This window comes from Streptomyces sp. NPDC037288 (genome assembly GCF_055603265.1).
This window is the reverse complement of sequence record NZ_JBVJVY010000011.1, coordinates 150885-167447: the sequence shown is the minus strand read 5'-3', so window position 1 is coordinate 167447 and position 16563 is coordinate 150885. Positions and strand designations below refer to the sequence as shown.

Here is a 16563-nt window from a genome sequence, read left to right as displayed (position 1 = left end):
CGTCCTCCCCCCCCCCCCCACACCCCCCCCCCCCCCCCCCCCCCCCCCCCCCCCCCCCCCCCCCGCACCCCCCCCCCCCCCCCCCCCCCCCCCCCCCCCGCCCCGCATCCCGCCCCACCGCCGGTCGTCACCAGTGGATGACGACCTTGTCGCCCACCCGCACCTGCGCGAACAACTGGGCGATCGCCGTCTCGTCCCGGACGTTCACGCACCCGTGCGAGCCGCCCGCGTATCCGTGCGCCGCGAAGTCGTACGAGTAGTGCACGGCCTGGCCGCCGCTGAAGAACATCGCGTACGGCATCGGCGAGTGGTAGAGCGTGGACACCCAGTGCCGTGCCTTCCAGTAGACGTGGAAGACACCCTCCCGGGTCGGCGTGTACTGCGCCCCGAACCGCACCGCCGTCGTCGACAGGGTCCGGCCACCGACCATCCAGCGCAGCGTCCGCGTCGTCTTGTCGATGCACAGGACGCGTCCGGTCATGCAGCGCGGGTCGGGCGCACCGGCCGGCTGGCCGCCCATCAGATACAGCTCCCAGGTGCCGGGCGTGTGGGTCATCCGCACCAGCCGCTCCCAGGTGACGGAGTCCGTCCGCCCGGTCTGCGGCAGACCGCGCTTGCCCTGGAAGCCTCTGACGGCCTGCTCGGTCAGATCGTCGTACGACCCCGTCGGCCCGTCGAACAGCCACTCCGTCTGGCGCAGCCGCGCCTGCAGCTCCCGCACGCCCGGCCCGCTGTCGCCGCGCGACCACAGCACCCGGGGCGGCGGCGCGGCCGGCGCGGCCGGTGACTGCTGGGCCGTCCGGGTGGGATTCGCCGGGCGACTCACAGGCGGCTGTCCGGGTGTCTGCCCGGACGTCTGTCCCGATGTCAGTCCCGATGTCAGTCCCGACGTCTGTCCGGAGGTGTGTGCGGATGTCTGTTCCGGAGGCCGGACGTGCACCGGTGCCCGGGGTTTGCCGTCGGTGTCGGTGGGCTGCACGGTGCACCCGCACAGGGCGGTGAGTGCGGTAAGGGCGGCGGCCGAGGTGAGTACGGCGGCCGGTCTTCGCGAGATCCTCATGCCGGGGATGCTTCCCCGCGTGACCGCCGCCGAACGACGGGGCATGGTGAGGGGGACAGGACGTACTGCGGAGGCATCCATGGCGCGTGAGTCGGAGTCGGGACTGCCGGTCGAGCCGGTCTACGGGCCGCAGGCCCTCCAGGGCTGGGATCCGGCCGGGAAACTGGGCGAACCGGGCAGGTACCCGTTCACCCGCGGGGTCTACCCGACCATGTACACCGGACGTCCCTGGACCATGCGCCAGTACGCCGGCTTCGGTACGGCCGCCGAGTCCAACGCCCGCTACCGGCAGCTGATCGCCCACGGCACCACGGGCCTCTCGGTCGCCTTCGACCTGCCCACCCAGATGGGCCACGACTCCGACGCGCCCCTCGCGCACGGCGAGGTCGGCAAGGTGGGTGTGGCCATCGACTCGATCGAGGACATGCGGGTGCTGTTCGACGGCATCCCGCTCGGCCAGGTCTCGACATCGATGACGATCAACGCGCCGGCGGCTCTGCTGCTCCTGCTGTACCAGCTGGTGGCGGAGGAACAGGGCGTACGGGCCGATCAGCTCACGGGCACGATCCAGAACGATGTGCTGAAGGAGTACATCGCGCGCGGGACGTACATCTTCCCGCCGAAGCCCTCCCTGCGCCTGACCGCGGACATCTTCAAGTACTGCACCGCCGAGATCCCGAAGTGGAACACGATCTCGATCTCCGGCTACCACATGGCCGAGGCGGGAGCGTCACCCGTCCAGGAGATCGCCTTCACCCTGGCGGACGGCATCGAGTACGTCCGTACGGCGGTGGCGGCCGGGATGTCCGTGGACGACTTCGCGCCCCGCCTGTCCTTCTTCTTCGTGGCCCGTACGACGCTGCTGGAGGAGGTCGCCAAGTTCCGCGCGGCGCGCAGGATCTGGGCACGGGTGATGCGGGAGGAGTTCGGCGCCCGGAACCCGAAGTCCCTGATGCTCCGCTTCCACACGCAGACGGCCGGGGTCCAGCTGACGGCGCAGCAGCCGGAGGTGAACCTGGTCCGGGTCGCCGTCCAGGCCCTGGCCGCGGTCCTCGGCGGCACCCAGTCCCTGCACACCAACTCCTTCGACGAGGCGATCGCGCTGCCGACGGACAAGAGCGCGCGGCTGGCACTGCGGACCCAGCAGGTGCTGGCACACGAGACGGACGTGACCGCGACGGTGGATCCGTTCGCGGGTTCGTTCGCCGTGGAGCGGATGACGGACGACGTCGAGGAGGCTGCCGTCGACCTGATGCGGCGGGTCGAGGACCTGGGCGGGGCGGTCGCGGCGATCGAACGGGGCTTCCAGAAGGCCGAGATCGAGCGGAACGCGTACCGGATCGCCCAGGAGACGGACTCCGGGGAGCGGGTGGTGGTGGGCGTCAACCGCTTCCAGCTGGACGAGGAGGAACCGTACGAGCCGCTGCGGGTGGATCCGGCCATCGAGGCCCGGCAGGCGGAGCGCCTGGAGAAGCTGCGGGCCGAGCGGGACCAGGGGGCGGTGGATGCGGCGCTGGACGCGTTGCGGAAGGCGGCGGAGGGGGAGGACAACGTCCTGTATCCGATGAGGGAGGCGCTGCGGGGGCGGGCGACGGTGGGGGAGGTGTGCGGGGCGCTCCGCGGGGTGTGGGGGGCTTATGAGCCTTCGGAGGTGTTCTGAGCAAGACGACTGGCCCGCCCCGAACCGGAGTGTCGTACCCCCGTGCGACACTCCTTCCCGTGTTCGGCGTCATCGGCCTCCCCACCTACCTCGCGGGCCTGATCCTGATCGTCCTGCTGCCCGGGCCCAACTCGCTGTACGTGCTCTCGGTCGCCGCCCGGCGCGGGGTGCGGACCGGTACACCGCCGCCGCCGGGGTGTGGTGCGGGGACACCGTGCTGATGACGCTGTCCGCCGCCGGGGTCGCCTCGCTGCTCAAGGCCAACGCCGTGCTGTTCGGGATCGTGAAGTACGCCGGTGCCGGTGCCGACCGGCCGGACCAGACCGTCGGAGAGCATCTCCCGGTCCAGCCGCCAAGGTGCTGTCGGCCACGGCCACTTCGGCGGCCGGGGCGCTGTTCCTGGGGTCCGCGGTGAAGCTGACACTGGCCAGCGCGTAGGGCAGGAGCACGGCGGGGGCCGGTCAGGCGCCGACCCCGGCCAGGTAGGCCTCGACCCCGTCCGACGAGTCGCCCGCCCAGCCCACGTACCCGTCCGGACGGACCAGGAAGACACCCGGGCCGTATGACTCCGGCGCCGTCGGCAACGCCCGCACGCCGGCGGTGGGGGTCTTCGCGCCCAGGAGCGTCCAGTGCGGGCCCCGGAACGCGTCGAAGAGGCGGACGCCGGACACCGTGCCGTCCGCGGCGCGGTCGCCCGCCTGGATCCCGGTCGGGTTCCTCCTCGTCTCCACGCTGAGGGACGACTCCCGGTAGCCCAGCCCGAGCTGCACGGTCGCCCTTCCGCGCCGCACCTCGCCGTGGTGCACGCCGGTCGTCAGGTCCAGCATGGCCGCCGCGCTCGCCCGGCGCTCCTCCTCGTAGGTGTCCAGCAACGCCTCCGGCGCCCCGTCGCCCAGTACCGCCCCCAGCTTCCAGCCGAGGTTGTAGGCGTCCTGGACACTGGTGTTCAGGCCCTGCCCGCCGGCCGGTGAGTGGATGTGCGCCGCGTCGCCCGCGAGGAAGACCCGGCCGACCCGGAAGCGGTCCGCCAGCGCCGTACGCGGCCGGAAGTCCGAGGCCCAGCGCAGCTCGGTGAGGTCCTCGGCGCCGAGGTGCGTGTAGGCGGCGACCAGCTTGCGGATGCCGTCCAGGGACAGGTCGGGTTCCGTGCCCTCGGCAAGCCGCGCCTGCATCTGGAAGGTGTCGGTGCCGGCCAGCGGGCACAGGGCCACGGCGCTGCCGTCGTCCTTGGGGAAGGTGTGCCAGTAGTCGCGGTCGAGCCCCCTCACCCGCACGTCCGCCACCATGAACGGCGCCGGGTCGACCGTCTTTCCGGCCATGCCGACGCCCAGCGCACGCCGGACGACCGACCGGCCGCCGTCGGCGGCGACGACGTACCGCGCACGGGCGGACGCACCGTCGGCGAACCGCACGGTCACTCCGTCCGCGTCCTGCTCCAGGCCTGTCACCTCCCGCCCGAAGGCGACCTCGCCCCCCAGTTCGGCCAGCCGCGCGTACAGGACTTCCTGGGTCCGCCACTGCGCGACCATCAGCGGCTCGGTGGACGGCGCACCCTCGTCCGCCTCCACCGGCTCGAACAGCGGCTGCGCGCCGACCCGCTCGCCGTCCTTCCAGATCATCCGGGCCGGGTACGGACCGCCGGCCGCCCGGATCGCCTCCAGCACGCCCAGGTCGTCGAAGACCTCCAGGGTGCGCGGCTGGAGCCCCTTGCCGCGTGAGCCGGGGAACAGGCCCCCGGCCCGCTCCACCACCCGTGCCTCCACTCCGCGCCGTGCGAGGTCGATGCCGAGGGCCAGACCGGTCGGGCCCGCGCCCACGATCAGGACATCCATCACGAGTCTCCTTAACGTCGTTAAGTGCCGTCGTCCATGAGGGTGCCCTTAACGCTGTTAAGCTGTCAAGTGTGAGCCCCGAGAAACGCGCCCCCCTGGATCGCCGACGCGTCGCCGACACCGCGCTGAGCCTGCTGAACGAGGTCGGCCTGGACGGCCTGACCCTGCGTGCCATCGCCAGGGAGCTGGACGTCAAGGCGCCCGCGCTGTACTGGCACTTCAAGGACAAGCAGGCGCTGCTGGACGAGATGGCGACGGAGATGTACCGGCGGATGGTCGCCGGTGCCGCGCTCGATCCCGCCGACACCTGGCAGGAGCGACTGCTGAAGGCGAACCGCGGACTGCGGGCCGCGCTGCTCGGCTACCGCGACGGGGCGAAGGTGTTCAGCGGTTCACGCTTCACCGGCACGGACCACGCCGGCGAGCTGGAGGCGAACCTGCGGCTGCTGACGGACGCCGGCTTCACCCTCGTCCAGGCGGTCCACGCCGGCCGTACGGCGAACGTGTACACCATCGGCTTCGTCACCGAGGAGCAGGGCGTCAGGCCCCTCCCGGGCGAGCGCCGGGAGGGGTACGACATCGAGGAACGCGCCCGGCGGATGGCCGAGTACCCGCTCGCCGCGCAGGTCGGACAGCTGCTCTTCGACGGCTATGACGAGCAGTTCGAGGAGGGGCTGGCACTGGTGGTCGCGGGCATCGGGGCGCGGTACGGGATCAGCTGACGGAACGGAACGGCTGAGCGGCCGGCCGGTTCACACCCCGAAGCCAGGTGAACGGCCGTCCGGCTTGCGCCCCTTCAGTGCCCTCTTCAGCCGTGGCCCGAACGGCTTCTCCACGAACCGGTGGATCAGCCACGCCAGCAGCAGCATGCCCAGGACGGTCACGCCCAGCGTCGGCCACGCGGGCAGGCCCAGGCCCCGGTGCAGCACCCGGATGACGAACCAGCCCAGGTGCTCGTGGACCAGGTAGAACGGGTACGTCAGCGCGCCGGCCGTGACCAGCCAGCGCCAGGAGGCCCACCGCGTCCAGCCCACCGCCACCGCGGCGACGGCCGCGAAGGCGACGGTGACGATCAGGATGACGACGTAGGGGTCACGGTGCGGGTGCGGGCCCCACAGGCCGCGGGTGGCCTCGCTCTGTGCGAGCAGCCAGGACATCGCGACGATGCCCCACGCGAGCAGGTCGCTGCCGAAGCGGTGGATCAGGTACAGCGCCAGGCCGCCGACGAAGAAGGGGGCGTACTCGGGCATGAGCACCTGTCGCAGGAGCGCGTTGCCCGACGTACTGCACATCACCGCCGCCGTGGTCCACACGCCGCAGAACAGCACGACCCGGCGGTAGGTGACCCCGCGCATGACGACGAGCAGGGCGAAGAGGGCGTAGAAGCGCACCTCCACCCAGAGCGTCCAGCACACGCCGAGGACGCGGGCCGCGCCCATCGGCTGTTGCAGCATGGTGAGGTTGACGAGGAACTCGTCCAGCCGGACCGGGTGGACCACGACGGGCAGCGCGAGGGACGCCCCCGTGATCAGGGCCAGCGCGACCCAGTACGCGGGGTACAGACGCGCGATGCGGGAGCGGAAGAAGTCGCCGAGGGTGCGGCCCCAACTGCTCATGCAGATCACGAAACCGCTGATCACGAAGAAGAACTGCACGCCGAAATTGCCGTAGACGGCCGCCCGGGACAAGGTCGGGAAGAGCTGGGCCGGGCTCCCGTGCCAGGACGCGGAGACCGGGCCGCCGCGACCGGCGTAGTGGTAGAGGCAGACCATCAGAGCCGCGACGAGCCGCAGACCGTCCAGGGCGAGCAGACGGCTCTGGCGCCCGCCGGAGGCCGGCGGGACGGGGGCCGCCCGGGATATGACCCGGGATATCAGGGGACCGGGTTCGGCGGTAAGGCCGGGGCGTGAGGCAGCCATGTGTGGTGTTCCCTCCTGGTTCGGTCGCAAGGTCCAGCTGCTGACGGCTCCCCGGCGGCGCGTGCCGCCCCGCCCCCGGTGGTCAACCGCGCGCCGACCGGCGCAGGCTGCGCGCCTTGCGGGCCACCCGGCGGACCGTCGCGTTGCGCGGGATGAACGCCAGCTGGGCGGGCACCCCGCCGGGCAGGGCCAGCGAGGACAGGCGCCGGCGCTTGAAGTAGCGCACGGTGTGCGGGTTCAGGTGCCGCGCGAGCCAGGTCTCGACCTCGGGGCGCAGCCGCGGGTAGATCTTCGGCTGCATCGCGAAGCCCACCGCGCGGATCAGCGCGCCGAGCCTCTCGACGTCCATGCCCGTGCGCTGCCCGGTGACCGCGGCACGGTCGCCGAGGTCGGGCAGCAGCGCGTCCACGATGGTGACCGGGACGCGGTTGCTGTTCTCGTACGGCGTCAGCCGCTCCAGCAGCACCTCGGTGCCGATCCGGGCGACCGGCAGGCCGTACAGCGCCTGCGCCGTGAGCAGGGCGGTGGAGAAGCAGCCGACGACCAGCGCGGGACGCATCCGCTGGTACAGCACCTCGGCGAGGACCGGCGTGTCGAGCACGGTCAGCTCGACCTTCAGCTTCTCCGCCTCCTGCTCCAGCGAGCGGGTGAAGCGGGCCGGGGCGGACGGGTGCGGCTTGAACACCACCGTGGTGTGGCCGAGCGCCACCGCGCCCTTCAGCATCCGCACGTGCAGGTCCTCCTCCTGCTCGGCGGTGAGGATGTCCAGGGCCGAGAGGTACTGGCCGAGCAGCAGCGCGGGCTCCTCGATCTCCGGCAACCCGTCTCCCGAGGGCGCGAGTCCGGCGAGCACCTTGGTGAAGGCGGCCGTCGGCACGATCTCGCCCGGCACGCCGAACTCGGTGAGCAGCAGCGGCTTCAGGCCCGGCACCAGGTCCAGGTGCAGCACCCGGTCCACGCGGGTGCCCACCAGCGGGTCGATCTTGTTGCGGGTGGGGCCGTAGCTCATCAGGCCGTCGGTGTAGACCGTGACCGGGGCGCCGGTGAAGATCTGCGCGAGCGCCAGCGACGGGTTGACCTGGATCGACTCGACCGCCAACTCGACGTCGTCGGTGCCGAGTTGCCACTCGTGGCGCAGGAACCGCTCCCAGAGCGGCAGATCGTCCCCGCGGGGGGCCCAGCCGCCCGGGTGGAACGGGAAGAGGGTCTCGTTGTACGAGATCACGTCGTCGAAGCGGTCGCGCAGTTTCTCGAAGCCGGGCGCCTCGTCCAGCGCGGGCGTGGTCTCGGGCGTGGCCGCGTTGTTGCAGACCAGCAGGATCCGCCGGCCGGCCGGGCGGAAGGCGCCGGAGTCCAGGGCGGCGGCGAGCGTGGCCGTGCCGTACAGCGTCGACGCCTGGAAGATCTGGGTGGTCACGCGGCGGCCCCCGCGGGAGCGGGACGGCGGCGCAGCCGGCGCAGCTTGGTGGCGCGCGGGAGGTCCATGGAGTCCAGCGCCTCGTCCAGCACGTCCTGCGGCATGCGCCGCAGGGCGGCGGCACTCATGGATTTCAGTTTCTTCGCCACCGCGGGCTCGAACCTTTCGATGGATCCCAGATGATGGGAAATGATGGCGCAATAGGTACGGACGGCCTTCGGCAACAGCTGGTCGGCGTCCCGGTCCTCGGCGGTTTCCGCGACGACCTGATCGAACGCGCGAATGAAATCGAGCTGCCGGACATCACCGATCTGGGTGAGTGAGGAGGCGACTCCGCGCCGGTAGAACACGCCGAGCAGACTCACCGCGGCGAAGGATTCCGCCTCCCGGTGCAACTTCCAGATCCATGGCCGGTCCTCGGCCGTGCGCAGCCCGTCGGTGAAGTGCAGCAGCCCCTTGTCCACGAGCCGGCGGTGGTAGAAACCCGCCCACGCGTACGCGTAGTCCACGGACGTCGACCGGTCGGCGGGCAGGATCGCCTCCCGCGGGTCCATCACCACGTTCCGCCGGCCGACCGGCACCCGGTTCACCTGACGCGCCCTCGCGGTGCACTGCACATGGTCGGTGCGGATGAAGTCACAGCCCAACTCCTCCATGGCTGAAACCGCTTGCGGGAAGTAGCCGGGGGCGAGCCAGTCGTCGCCGTCCAGGAAGGTCAGGTACGCGCCGCGCGCCCGGTCGATACCGGTGTTGCGGGCGGTCGCCAGACCTCCGTTCCGCTCGTGCCGGACGTAGACGGCCCCGGGCAGCTCGCGCTCCGCGCGCGCGAGAATCTCTGGTGTCCCGTCGCGGGAACAGTCGTCGACGAGAATGAATTCGAAGTCCTCACGCGCGTTCACCTTCAGGCTCCTGAGCGTGTCGGGCGCGTATTGCTGCACGTTGTAGAACGGCACGATGACGGAGAGCTTGACCACGTCAGGGACGTTAGGGGGAAGCCCGTCATTCGTCTTGACCGTCTGCTTGATGCCGGGTGAACGGCACGTGGCGAAGCTGTGAACCAGGCCTTTTCCGCGCACCTTCGCGACTCGATTCGCCATTCGGCGATGTGCTGTTAACCGTTTGTTGCGTTCAGGTTGGGCGGAACCTCGGAATGGCTTCCTAGCGTCTTCGGCGTGCCAGCAAGTGCTACGAAGTCCCTGCGGGTCGCGGTCCTCGCCGATTCCGACACCCGGTGGAAGTGGGGCGCGCTCACCGCGCAGCGCCTCGCCCCCGCCGATGCCGAGATCCGGCTCGACGGCTACCTCCTGCGGGGACGCGCCACCCCGACGGCCCGCCAGCTGAAGGAGGTCGGCGTCCGGGCGGACTCCCTCCGCGAGGTCACCGGCGTCGAGTTCCTGCGCGCCATGGACGCCTCGTCGTACGACGTCCTCGTCCTCGCGCTGGTCGGCGGCGGGGTGCAGGCGATGCTGCACGGGCTGCGCGCCGTCTGGACGGGCGCCGGCAAGCGTCCCGTCGTCGTCACCGGGTACGTCGGTGTCGTCTACGAGAAGCTCGCCGACGGGCTGCTGCTGCGGCACGGCGCGGACCTCGTCCTCGCCAACTCCCGCCATGACGCGGACCGGTTCCGGGCCGTGTACGAGGGCGTGGGCGCCGACGCCTCCTCGGTCACCGAGGTCGCGCTGCCCTTCCTCGGCGGGGCGCCGTACACCGGTGAACACGAGCCCTACACCGTGGTGTTCGCGGCCCAGCCGTCCGTCCCGGACCGCCGCGAGGACCGTACCTACCTGCTGAACCGGCTCATCGGCCACGCCCGCAGGCACCCCGAGCGCGAAGTCCTGCTGAAGCTGCGCTCCAAGCCGGGCGAACACACCACCCACATCGAGGAGTTGCCGTACCAGAAGCTGGCGCAGGGCAAGGACCTGCCCAACAACTTCCGTCTGGTGTACGGCCACATGGGCGAGGTGCTGGACCGCACCGACCTGCTGGTCACGGTCAGCTCCACGGCCGCGCTGGAGGCCCTGCACCGCCGTATCCCCACGGTGATCCTGACCGACCTGGGCGTGCGCGAGGTGCTCGGCAACCACCACTTCACCGGCTCCGGCTGTCTCGCCTCCTGGGACCAGCTCGACGCCGGACACCGGCCGGCGGCCGACGAGGAGTGGGTGGCCCGGCAGGGCGTCGCGGCCGACGGGACGTACGGCACGGCCTTCGACACCGCCCGCGCACGCATCGCCGGGCTGCTGGACCGCCCCGGGGGCCTGCCGCCCCTGAACCCCTACTACACCCCCGAGACCGCGCCCGGCTATCTGCCCGGCATCCTCGCCCGGCACCACCTCGGCCCCGACGGCGTCCCGCTGCCCGGCGCGCCCGCAGCCGACAAGGAGCCCGGACCGGTCCGCCAGATCGTGCGCCGCGCCGCGCGTGGCGCCTACCGCCACGGTGTGCAGCGGGTCGCCCCGGTGATCCGCCGGATGGGGGAGCTGTGACGACCCTCCAAGGCTTCCAAGGGACCTTCCAAGGAGACCCCATGTCCAACCCGGAAGCGGGCCAGGGCGCTTCGGTGCGCCGGGTGCTCGCGGTGATCCCCGCACGCGGCGGCTCCAAGGGCGTGCCCGCGAAGAACCTCGCGCCCGTCGGCGGTGTCCCCCTGGTGGCGCGCGCGGTGCGCGAGTGCCGGGCGACCCGGCTGGTGACCGACGTCGTCGTCTCCACCGACGACCAGGCCATCGCCGCCGCCGCCCGGGCGGCCGGCGCCGAGGTCGTGCTGCGGCCCGCCGCCATCGCCGGGGACACGGCGACCTCCGAGGCCGCGGTCCTGCACGCCATGGACGCCCATGAGGCACTGCACGGCGCGGCGGTCGACGTGGTCCTGCTCGTGCAGTGCACCAGCCCGTTCATCGTCCGCGAGGACATCGACGGTGTCGCGTCGGCGGTGATCGAAGGGGGTGCGGACACCGCGCTGACCGTCGCGCCGTTCCATGGCTTCGTCTGGCGGGACGCGGTCGACGAACTCGCCGCGCACGGCGAGCCGTCGGCCACGGAAGACGTCACCGGCACGGCGCGCCCGGCCGCCGGGCCCGGCACGGCCTCGGTGGCCGCGGTGGCGGGCGGCGGCCACGCCGTTCCCGCGCCGACCACCTCGGGCCACGGCGTCAACCACGACAAGTCCTACCGCCCGCGCCGCCAGGACCGCCCCCAGGACTTCCTGGAGACCGGCGCCGCCTACGCGATGGACGCGGCCGGCTTCCGGGGGCACCGGCACCGCTTCTTCGGCCGTACCGAACTCGTCCGCACCGACCCCGCGCGCGTGCTGGAGATCGACGACCCGCACGACCTGGCGCGGGCGCGGGCCCTGGCCCCGCTGTTCGACGCGGACCGCCCCGGTTCGCTCCCCGCCTACGACGACATCGACGCCGTAGTCCTCGACTTCGACGGCACCCAGACCGACGACCGGGTGCTGATCGACTCCGACGGACGGGAGTTCGTCTCCGTGCACCGCGGCGACGGACTCGGCATCGCGGCCCTGCGGCGCAGCGGCCTGAAGATGCTGATCCTGTCCACGGAACAGAACCCTGTGGTCGCCGCCCGAGCCCGGAAGCTGAAGCTCCCGGTGCTGCACGGCATCGACCGCAAGGACCTCGCCCTCAAGCAGTGGTGCGAGGAGCAGGGCATCGCGCCGGAGCGCGTGCTCTACGTCGGCAACGACGTCAACGACCTGCCGTGCTTCGCCCTCGTGGGCTGGCCCGTGGCGGTCGCGAGCGCCCACGACGTCGTACGCGGCGCCGCACGCGCGGTCACCACCGTCCCCGGCGGTGACGGCGCGATCCGAGAGATCGCCAGCTGGATCCTCGGCCCCTCTCTCGATTCCCTCCCCAAGTAAGGAAATCTCCCCCATGAGCAGCAACTCCCGCATCCGCACGTTCGGTTCGCGCGACGTCGGCCCCGGCCGTCCCGTCTACATCTGCGGCGAGATCGGCATCAACCACAACGGTGAGCTGGAGAACGCCTTCAAGCTGATCGACGTGGCCGCCGAGGCCGGCTGCGACGCGGTCAAGTTCCAGAAGCGCACCCCGGAGATCTGCACCCCGCGCGACCAGTGGGACATCGAGCGGGACACCCCCTGGGGCCGGATGACCTACATCGACTACCGCCACCGCGTGGAGTTCGGTGAGGACGAGTACCGCCAGATCGACGAGTACTGCAAGGAGAAGGGGATCGACTGGTTCGCCTCCCCGTGGGACACCGAGGCCGTCGCCTTTCTGGAGAAGTTCGACGTGCCCGCCCACAAGGTGGCGAGCGCGTCCCTGACCGACGACGAGCTGCTGCGCTCCCTGCGCGCCACGGGCCGGTCGGTCATCCTGTCGACCGGCATGTCGACCCCGAAGCAGATCCGCCACGCGGTCGAGGTCCTCGGCTCGGACAACATCCTCATGTGCCACGCCACCTCGACCTACCCGGCGAAGGCCGAGGAGCTGAACCTCCGCGTGATCAACACGCTGGAGATGGAGTACCCGAACGTCCCGATCGGCTACTCCGGCCACGAGACCGGCCTGCAGACCACGCTCGCGGCGGTGGCGCTGGGTGCTGTGTTCGTCGAGCGTCACATCACCCTCGACCGCGCCATGTGGGGCTCCGACCAGGCCGCCTCCGTCGAGCCGCAGGGCCTCACCCGCCTCGTCCGCGACATCCGCACCATCGAGGCCTCCCTCGGCGACGGCGTCAAGAAGGTCTACGACTCCGAGCTGGGCCCGATGAAGAAGCTGCGCCGCGTCGCCGGCGTCGTCGCCGAGGCGGAGATCGCGGCGGCGGCCGGCGAGCCGGTCACGGTCTGATCCCTGACCCTTGAGCCCCTTACGACGGGACGGTCGTACGCCGATGAGCCCCCGCGCCGGTCACGCCGGCCACCCTCCGCGCACGCTCGCCTTCGTGGAGAGCCCGGTCCAGCTGCTGAACGTGCTGGAGTGGGCGCATCTGCAGGGCCTGCGCGGCGCGGAGCCGGACCCGCTGCCGGGCACGGACCCGCTTCCGTCCGTGCCCGCGCAGGTGAGGCGGACCGTGGCCGGTGACTCGCCACAGGCCGGCGCGGATCTCACGGTCGTCGTCCTGTCCCCGACCGACCCGATGACCCGGGGCCAGCTGCGCCGCATGGCGGATCTGGCCAGGGACGAGGGGTACCGGGTGCGCTGGGAGGAGGCGCGGGGCGGCCCGGCGGCCCCGTTCCAGACGATCGGCGGCCTCGCGGCGGCCCTGAGGCGGGCGGACCGCATCGTCATGGGAGACCCCTTCTCCCGCTATGTCCAACTGCTGCTGACCATCACCCGGGCCCATGACCTGGTCGTGGTGGACGACGGCACGGCGACGATGGAGTTCGTCGCCCAGCTGGCCCGGGGCGAGCGGCTTGTCCGCTGGCACCGCAAGGGCGGCCGGCCCGGGGTGCGCGACCTGCTCTTCGCCCCGGTGTCCTCCTCGGCCCGCCGCCGGCTCACGCCCAGCGCCCGCCGCCGGGTCGAGGTCTTCTCCTCCATGCCGGTGACGGAGACACCGCAGGGAGTACGGGTCACCGCCAACGACTTCTCCTGGACCCGCGCCCGCTTCGGGCCGCCGCGGATCACCAAGAGCGCGGACATGGTCGGCACGTCCCTGGTGGAGACGGGGGTCGTGGACGGCGACCGCTACCTGGACGCGGTCCGCAACCTGGCCAAGGCCCACGGCGCGACCCGGTACTTCGCACACCGCCGCGAGAGCGCGGACAAACTCCACCGCCTGGCCGCCGAGACGGGCCTGCAGATAGTCCGCCCGGACCTCCCCCTGGAGCTGATCGCCCGCCGGGGCCCGATCGGCCGTACGATCCTGAGCTTCCCGTCGACCGTCGTCCACACCCTGCCGCTGGCGCTGACGGGCACCGGCGTGCGAGTGGCGGTGTGCGACATCGACCCGACCTGGCTCACTCAGAACGCGTCCCCGCGAGCACAGGGCTTCCTGTCCGGGGTGACGGGCACGGCCCGGGACGTGCACCGGCTGGCGGCGGTCACCAGCCTGGCCTAGGCCGGCCGGCCCGGCCGGCTCCTTCCGCTACGCCCTGTACCGGTAGCGGATCCGGCCGCGGGTGAGGTCGTAGGGGCTGAGTTCCACGAGCACCCGGTCGTACGGGAGGATCTTGATGTAGTTCTTCCGGATCTTCCCGCTGATGTGGGCCAGCACCGTGTGCCCGTTCTCGAGCTCCACCTTGAAGGTGGCATTGCGCAGGCACTCGATGACGGTGCCTTCGACTTCCACGCCCCCTGCTGATTTTGTCATGGTCTCTCACTTCTCCCGTTCTGGGACGGGGTGTTCGGGAGGAAACGAATGCGGTGCGCGCCTGCTTCGGGCGCGGTCCGGCCGTTCGGTGCGGTGTGGCGGAGCGTCACCGGCGGACGAGCTCCAGGGTGCCGGCCGTGCGCCGGGCACCGATGCTCTCGAACAGGGCCGTGGCCGCCGCGTTGGACTCGTCCACCTCGGCCCATGCCGCGGCGGTCCCGGAGCGGTGCAGCGAGCCCAGCGTGTGAGCCAGCAGCGCCCGGGCGATGCCGCGGCGGTGCCGGTCGGCCCGGACAGCGATCAGCCCGATCCGTGGCTGCCGGATCAGCGGTGCCACCCGGACCAGTCTCACGTACTGGTCCAGGTGCCGCGCCACCGCGTACTTCGACGGGTCGAGCACGGTGGTCCCCGCCGGGCGGGGCAGCACCTCGGCCGGCATCGTCTGCCATCCGGCGGCGGCCTCGACCTCGTCGCGGATGACCCTGTCCAGGGCGCGCAGCGGGCCCTCCTCCGCCTCGCCGGCGGGCACGATCGTCACACCGGACGGGGGCCGCACCGAGCCGAGTCCGGTGACCCGCGGGCCGGTCGGCACGAGATAGCCCCACTCGCGGCGTGCCGCGGTGAAACCGGCCCGCTCCCAGGCGGACGTCGCGTCCTGGTCGGCCTCGTCGACCACGGTGTACAGCGGTGTGGGCAGGTCCTCCAGCATCGTGTCGGCGATGCGGTCGAAGACCGCGCCGTGCCACGCGTCGATGCTGATGAAGAGCCGCCCGTCGGGTCGGCGCGAGGCGTCGCCGCGGCCGACCGTCCGGTCGTCCTCGACGGCGTGCCACAGTGTGTCCGAGATCCGCGTGACCACGACCGCGTGGTCACGCGCGCCTGAAGTGAAATGCACAGAGTTCATAGGTGTTGCCTCTCCGGAGTGCCTCGTCCTCGGCGCTCCCGGCGACACCTACGTCAACCGCCCACCGTGACGAAAAGGGGGAGCACCCACAGGGATACAGCCTTCATGGGTGTCACCTCCTCGCGTTCTCTCACGGCTGCCCAGACGGTATCAGCGGGGGCCGGCCGGGCCAACCCGTTTACAGCGGGGGCGAGCGGGGCGTGCGGAGGCCGAGGTGTTCATCGGGCGCCGGGAGTAGGTCCGTCGCCCCATGCGCGCTGTGGGAATCCTGGCTAGGGTCGGCGCTCATGCAGACCACGGGGATCACTCGTCGCCAGCCGGCAGAACGCAGGCGAGACACTCTGGAACGGCTCGTCAGCGAACGGGACCTATGGGTTTCGACGGCCCACCCCGCTCACGGGCCGCACCAGGTGCCGTTGTGGTTCCTGTGGGACGGACAAGCCGTGTGGTTGTGCACCGGTGCCACCTCCGCGACCGTGCGGAACCTCCGTGAAGAGCCGCGTGTACGCCTGGCGCTGCCGGACACCTTCGACGTGGTGCTCATCCAGGGCGAGGCGGAGTGCTTCTCGGACCAGAAGGTGCCCGGAGACGCGGCGGAAGCGTTCGCCGCCAAGTTCGGGTGGGACCCGCGCGCGGAGGAGGGCGCTTTCGTGTACGTACGCGTGGTGCCGAAGACGGTGCGCGCCTGGCGCGGCGAGCCCGAACTGCGCGGCAGGGTCATCATGCGCGACGGGACATGGTCGGATTGACGGCCGTCCCGCGGCGAGTCGCCCGGCCGCTCGCTCCTGCGCTCCCCGTGTCGGCGGCCGGCATCCCGCTCGTCACCGAAGACACCGGCCGGCTCTCGTCCGTCGACCGCGCCTGGGGTCAAGCCGTACGCCCTCCGGCGGCCGGACGTGTCTCAGCCCACGGCCCGCTTCACGAGGGCCGCTATCCGCTCCTCCACCTCCGCAGTCACCTCGGTCAGGGCGAAACCGGCCGCCCACATCGTGCCCTCGTCCAGCTTCGCCTGGTCGCTGAAGCCGAGGGTCGCGTAGCGCGACTTGAACTTCTCGGCGCTCTGGAAGAAGCAGACGACCTTGCCGTCCAGCGCGTAGGCCGGCATCCCGTACCAGAGCTTGGGCGCGAGTCCCGGGGCGTTGGCGGTGATCACGGCGTGGACGCGCTCCGCCATGACCCGGTCCGAGTCCCGCATCTCGGCGATCTTCGCGAGCACGTCCTGCTCCGCCTGCGCCGCCTTCTCCGCCCGCGAGCTGCGCCGGGCCGCCGTCTTCAGCTCCCGGGCATGCTCCTTCATCGCGGCCCGCTCCTCAGCCGTGAAACCCTCGTACGCGGTGCTGTCGGTGTCGGCCATGGCGGATTCCCCCTCGGATCTCGCTGCAAGGATCTTGGAACGGGACTCTAGCGGGAGCCACTGACAACGGCACGGGGAACGGCACGACGCGTCCGATGCCGAGCACTTCCAGGGCGTAAG

General features: G+C 71.6%; 15 protein-coding genes and 1 pseudogene. 8 read left to right on the top strand and 8 right to left on the bottom strand.

Features of this window, described 5'->3' with window-relative positions; genetic code table 11:
• Nucleotides 1-127: 127 nt before the first annotated feature.
• Nucleotides 128-1060, bottom strand: coding sequence for a L,D-transpeptidase family protein (locus ACZ7GZ_RS16175; RefSeq protein WP_471024579.1), 933 nt, complete (start codon nt 1058-1060; stop codon nt 128-130).
• 79 nt (nt 1061-1139) lie between these two features.
• Between ACZ7GZ_RS16175 and ACZ7GZ_RS16170 the strand changes: the two genes are divergently transcribed.
• Both ACZ7GZ_RS16170 and ACZ7GZ_RS16165 read left to right on the top strand, forming a co-directional pair.
• Nucleotides 1140-2720 carry an acyl-CoA mutase large subunit family protein gene (locus ACZ7GZ_RS16170; protein WP_471024577.1) on the top strand — a complete coding sequence of 527 codons (1581 nt, stop codon included), beginning with the start codon at nt 1140-1142 and terminating at the stop codon, nt 2718-2720.
• Between the two features lie 59 nt (nt 2721-2779).
• Nucleotides 2780-3024 (top strand): annotated as a pseudogene (locus tag ACZ7GZ_RS16165) (LysE family transporter); the annotation flags it as partial.
• Nucleotides 3025-3181: 157 nt separating this feature from the next.
• Here the strand turns inward: ACZ7GZ_RS16165 and ACZ7GZ_RS16160 are convergent.
• On the bottom strand, nt 3182-4552 hold the full coding sequence (locus ACZ7GZ_RS16160; protein WP_471024576.1) for an FAD-dependent monooxygenase: 1371 nt from the start codon (nt 4550-4552) through the stop codon (nt 3182-3184).
• Nucleotides 4553-4623: 71 nt separating this feature from the next.
• Here ACZ7GZ_RS16160 and ACZ7GZ_RS16155 point away from each other — a divergent pair, with 71 nt between their 5' ends.
• On the top strand, nt 4624-5274 hold the full coding sequence (locus ACZ7GZ_RS16155) for a TetR/AcrR family transcriptional regulator C-terminal domain-containing protein (RefSeq protein WP_471024575.1): 651 nt from the start codon (nt 4624-4626) through the stop codon (nt 5272-5274).
• A 30-nt stretch (nt 5275-5304) separates the two neighbouring features.
• Here the strand turns inward: ACZ7GZ_RS16155 and ACZ7GZ_RS16150 are convergent, their stop codons facing one another.
• The 3 genes from ACZ7GZ_RS16150 to ACZ7GZ_RS16140 form a co-directional block, all read right to left on the bottom strand.
• Nucleotides 5305-6471 (bottom strand): acyltransferase family protein, encoded by a 1167-nt coding sequence (locus ACZ7GZ_RS16150; protein ID WP_471024573.1) that lies wholly within the window; start codon nt 6469-6471, stop codon nt 5305-5307.
• An 82-nt stretch (nt 6472-6553) separates the two neighbouring features.
• The gene (locus ACZ7GZ_RS16145) at nt 6554-7888 is read right to left on the bottom strand and encodes an alpha-2,8-polysialyltransferase family protein (protein WP_471024572.1); all 1335 of its coding nucleotides are present in this window, start codon (nt 7886-7888) and stop codon (nt 6554-6556) included.
• On the bottom strand, nt 7885-8862 hold the full coding sequence (locus ACZ7GZ_RS16140; RefSeq protein WP_471024571.1) for a glycosyltransferase family 2 protein: 978 nt from the start codon (nt 8860-8862) through the stop codon (nt 7885-7887). The genes ACZ7GZ_RS16145 and ACZ7GZ_RS16140 overlap by 4 nt, the downstream gene beginning before the upstream one ends.
• A gap of 198 nt (nt 8863-9060) precedes the next feature.
• On the opposite strand from ACZ7GZ_RS16140, the gene ACZ7GZ_RS16135 reads away from it, so the two are divergent.
• The 4 genes from ACZ7GZ_RS16135 to ACZ7GZ_RS16120 are packed head-to-tail and all read left to right on the top strand — an operon-like array spanning nt 9061 to nt 13933.
• On the top strand, nt 9061-10374 hold the full coding sequence (locus tag ACZ7GZ_RS16135) for a DUF6716 putative glycosyltransferase (RefSeq protein WP_471024569.1): 1314 nt from the start codon (nt 9061-9063) through the stop codon (nt 10372-10374).
• A gap of 41 nt (nt 10375-10415) precedes the next feature.
• The gene (locus ACZ7GZ_RS16130) at nt 10416-11768 is read left to right on the top strand and encodes a cytidylyltransferase domain-containing protein (protein WP_471024567.1); all 1353 of its coding nucleotides are present in this window, start codon (nt 10416-10418) and stop codon (nt 11766-11768) included.
• Between the two features lie 13 nt (nt 11769-11781).
• A complete protein-coding gene (locus tag ACZ7GZ_RS16125; RefSeq protein WP_471024566.1) occupies nt 11782-12720 on the top strand; it encodes an N-acetylneuraminate synthase family protein in 939 nt (312 codons plus the stop codon).
• A gap of 43 nt (nt 12721-12763) precedes the next feature.
• Nucleotides 12764-13933, top strand: coding sequence for a hypothetical protein (locus tag ACZ7GZ_RS16120; RefSeq protein ID WP_471024565.1), 1170 nt, complete (start codon nt 12764-12766; stop codon nt 13931-13933).
• Between the two features lie 27 nt (nt 13934-13960).
• Here ACZ7GZ_RS16120 and infA read toward each other — a convergent pair whose 3' ends face one another.
• Nucleotides 13961-14185 (bottom strand): translation initiation factor IF-1, encoded by a 225-nt coding sequence (infA, locus tag ACZ7GZ_RS16115; protein WP_471024563.1) that lies wholly within the window; start codon nt 14183-14185, stop codon nt 13961-13963.
• Between the two features lie 106 nt (nt 14186-14291).
• Nucleotides 14292-15089, bottom strand: a complete 798-nt coding sequence (locus tag ACZ7GZ_RS16110) for a GNAT family N-acetyltransferase (protein WP_471024561.1) — start codon at nt 15087-15089, stop codon at nt 14292-14294.
• A gap of 287 nt (nt 15090-15376) precedes the next feature.
• On the opposite strand from ACZ7GZ_RS16110, the gene ACZ7GZ_RS16105 reads away from it, so the two are divergent.
• On the top strand, nt 15377-15838 hold the full coding sequence (locus tag ACZ7GZ_RS16105) for a pyridoxamine 5'-phosphate oxidase family protein (RefSeq protein ID WP_471024559.1): 462 nt from the start codon (nt 15377-15379) through the stop codon (nt 15836-15838).
• A 152-nt stretch (nt 15839-15990) separates the two neighbouring features.
• On the opposite strand, the gene ACZ7GZ_RS16100 is transcribed toward ACZ7GZ_RS16105, so the two are convergent.
• Complete coding sequence (locus ACZ7GZ_RS16100; protein ID WP_471024558.1) at nt 15991-16443, bottom strand: iron chaperone; 453 nt, start codon at nt 16441-16443, stop codon at nt 15991-15993.
• Between the last annotated feature and the right edge of the window lie 120 nt (nt 16444-16563).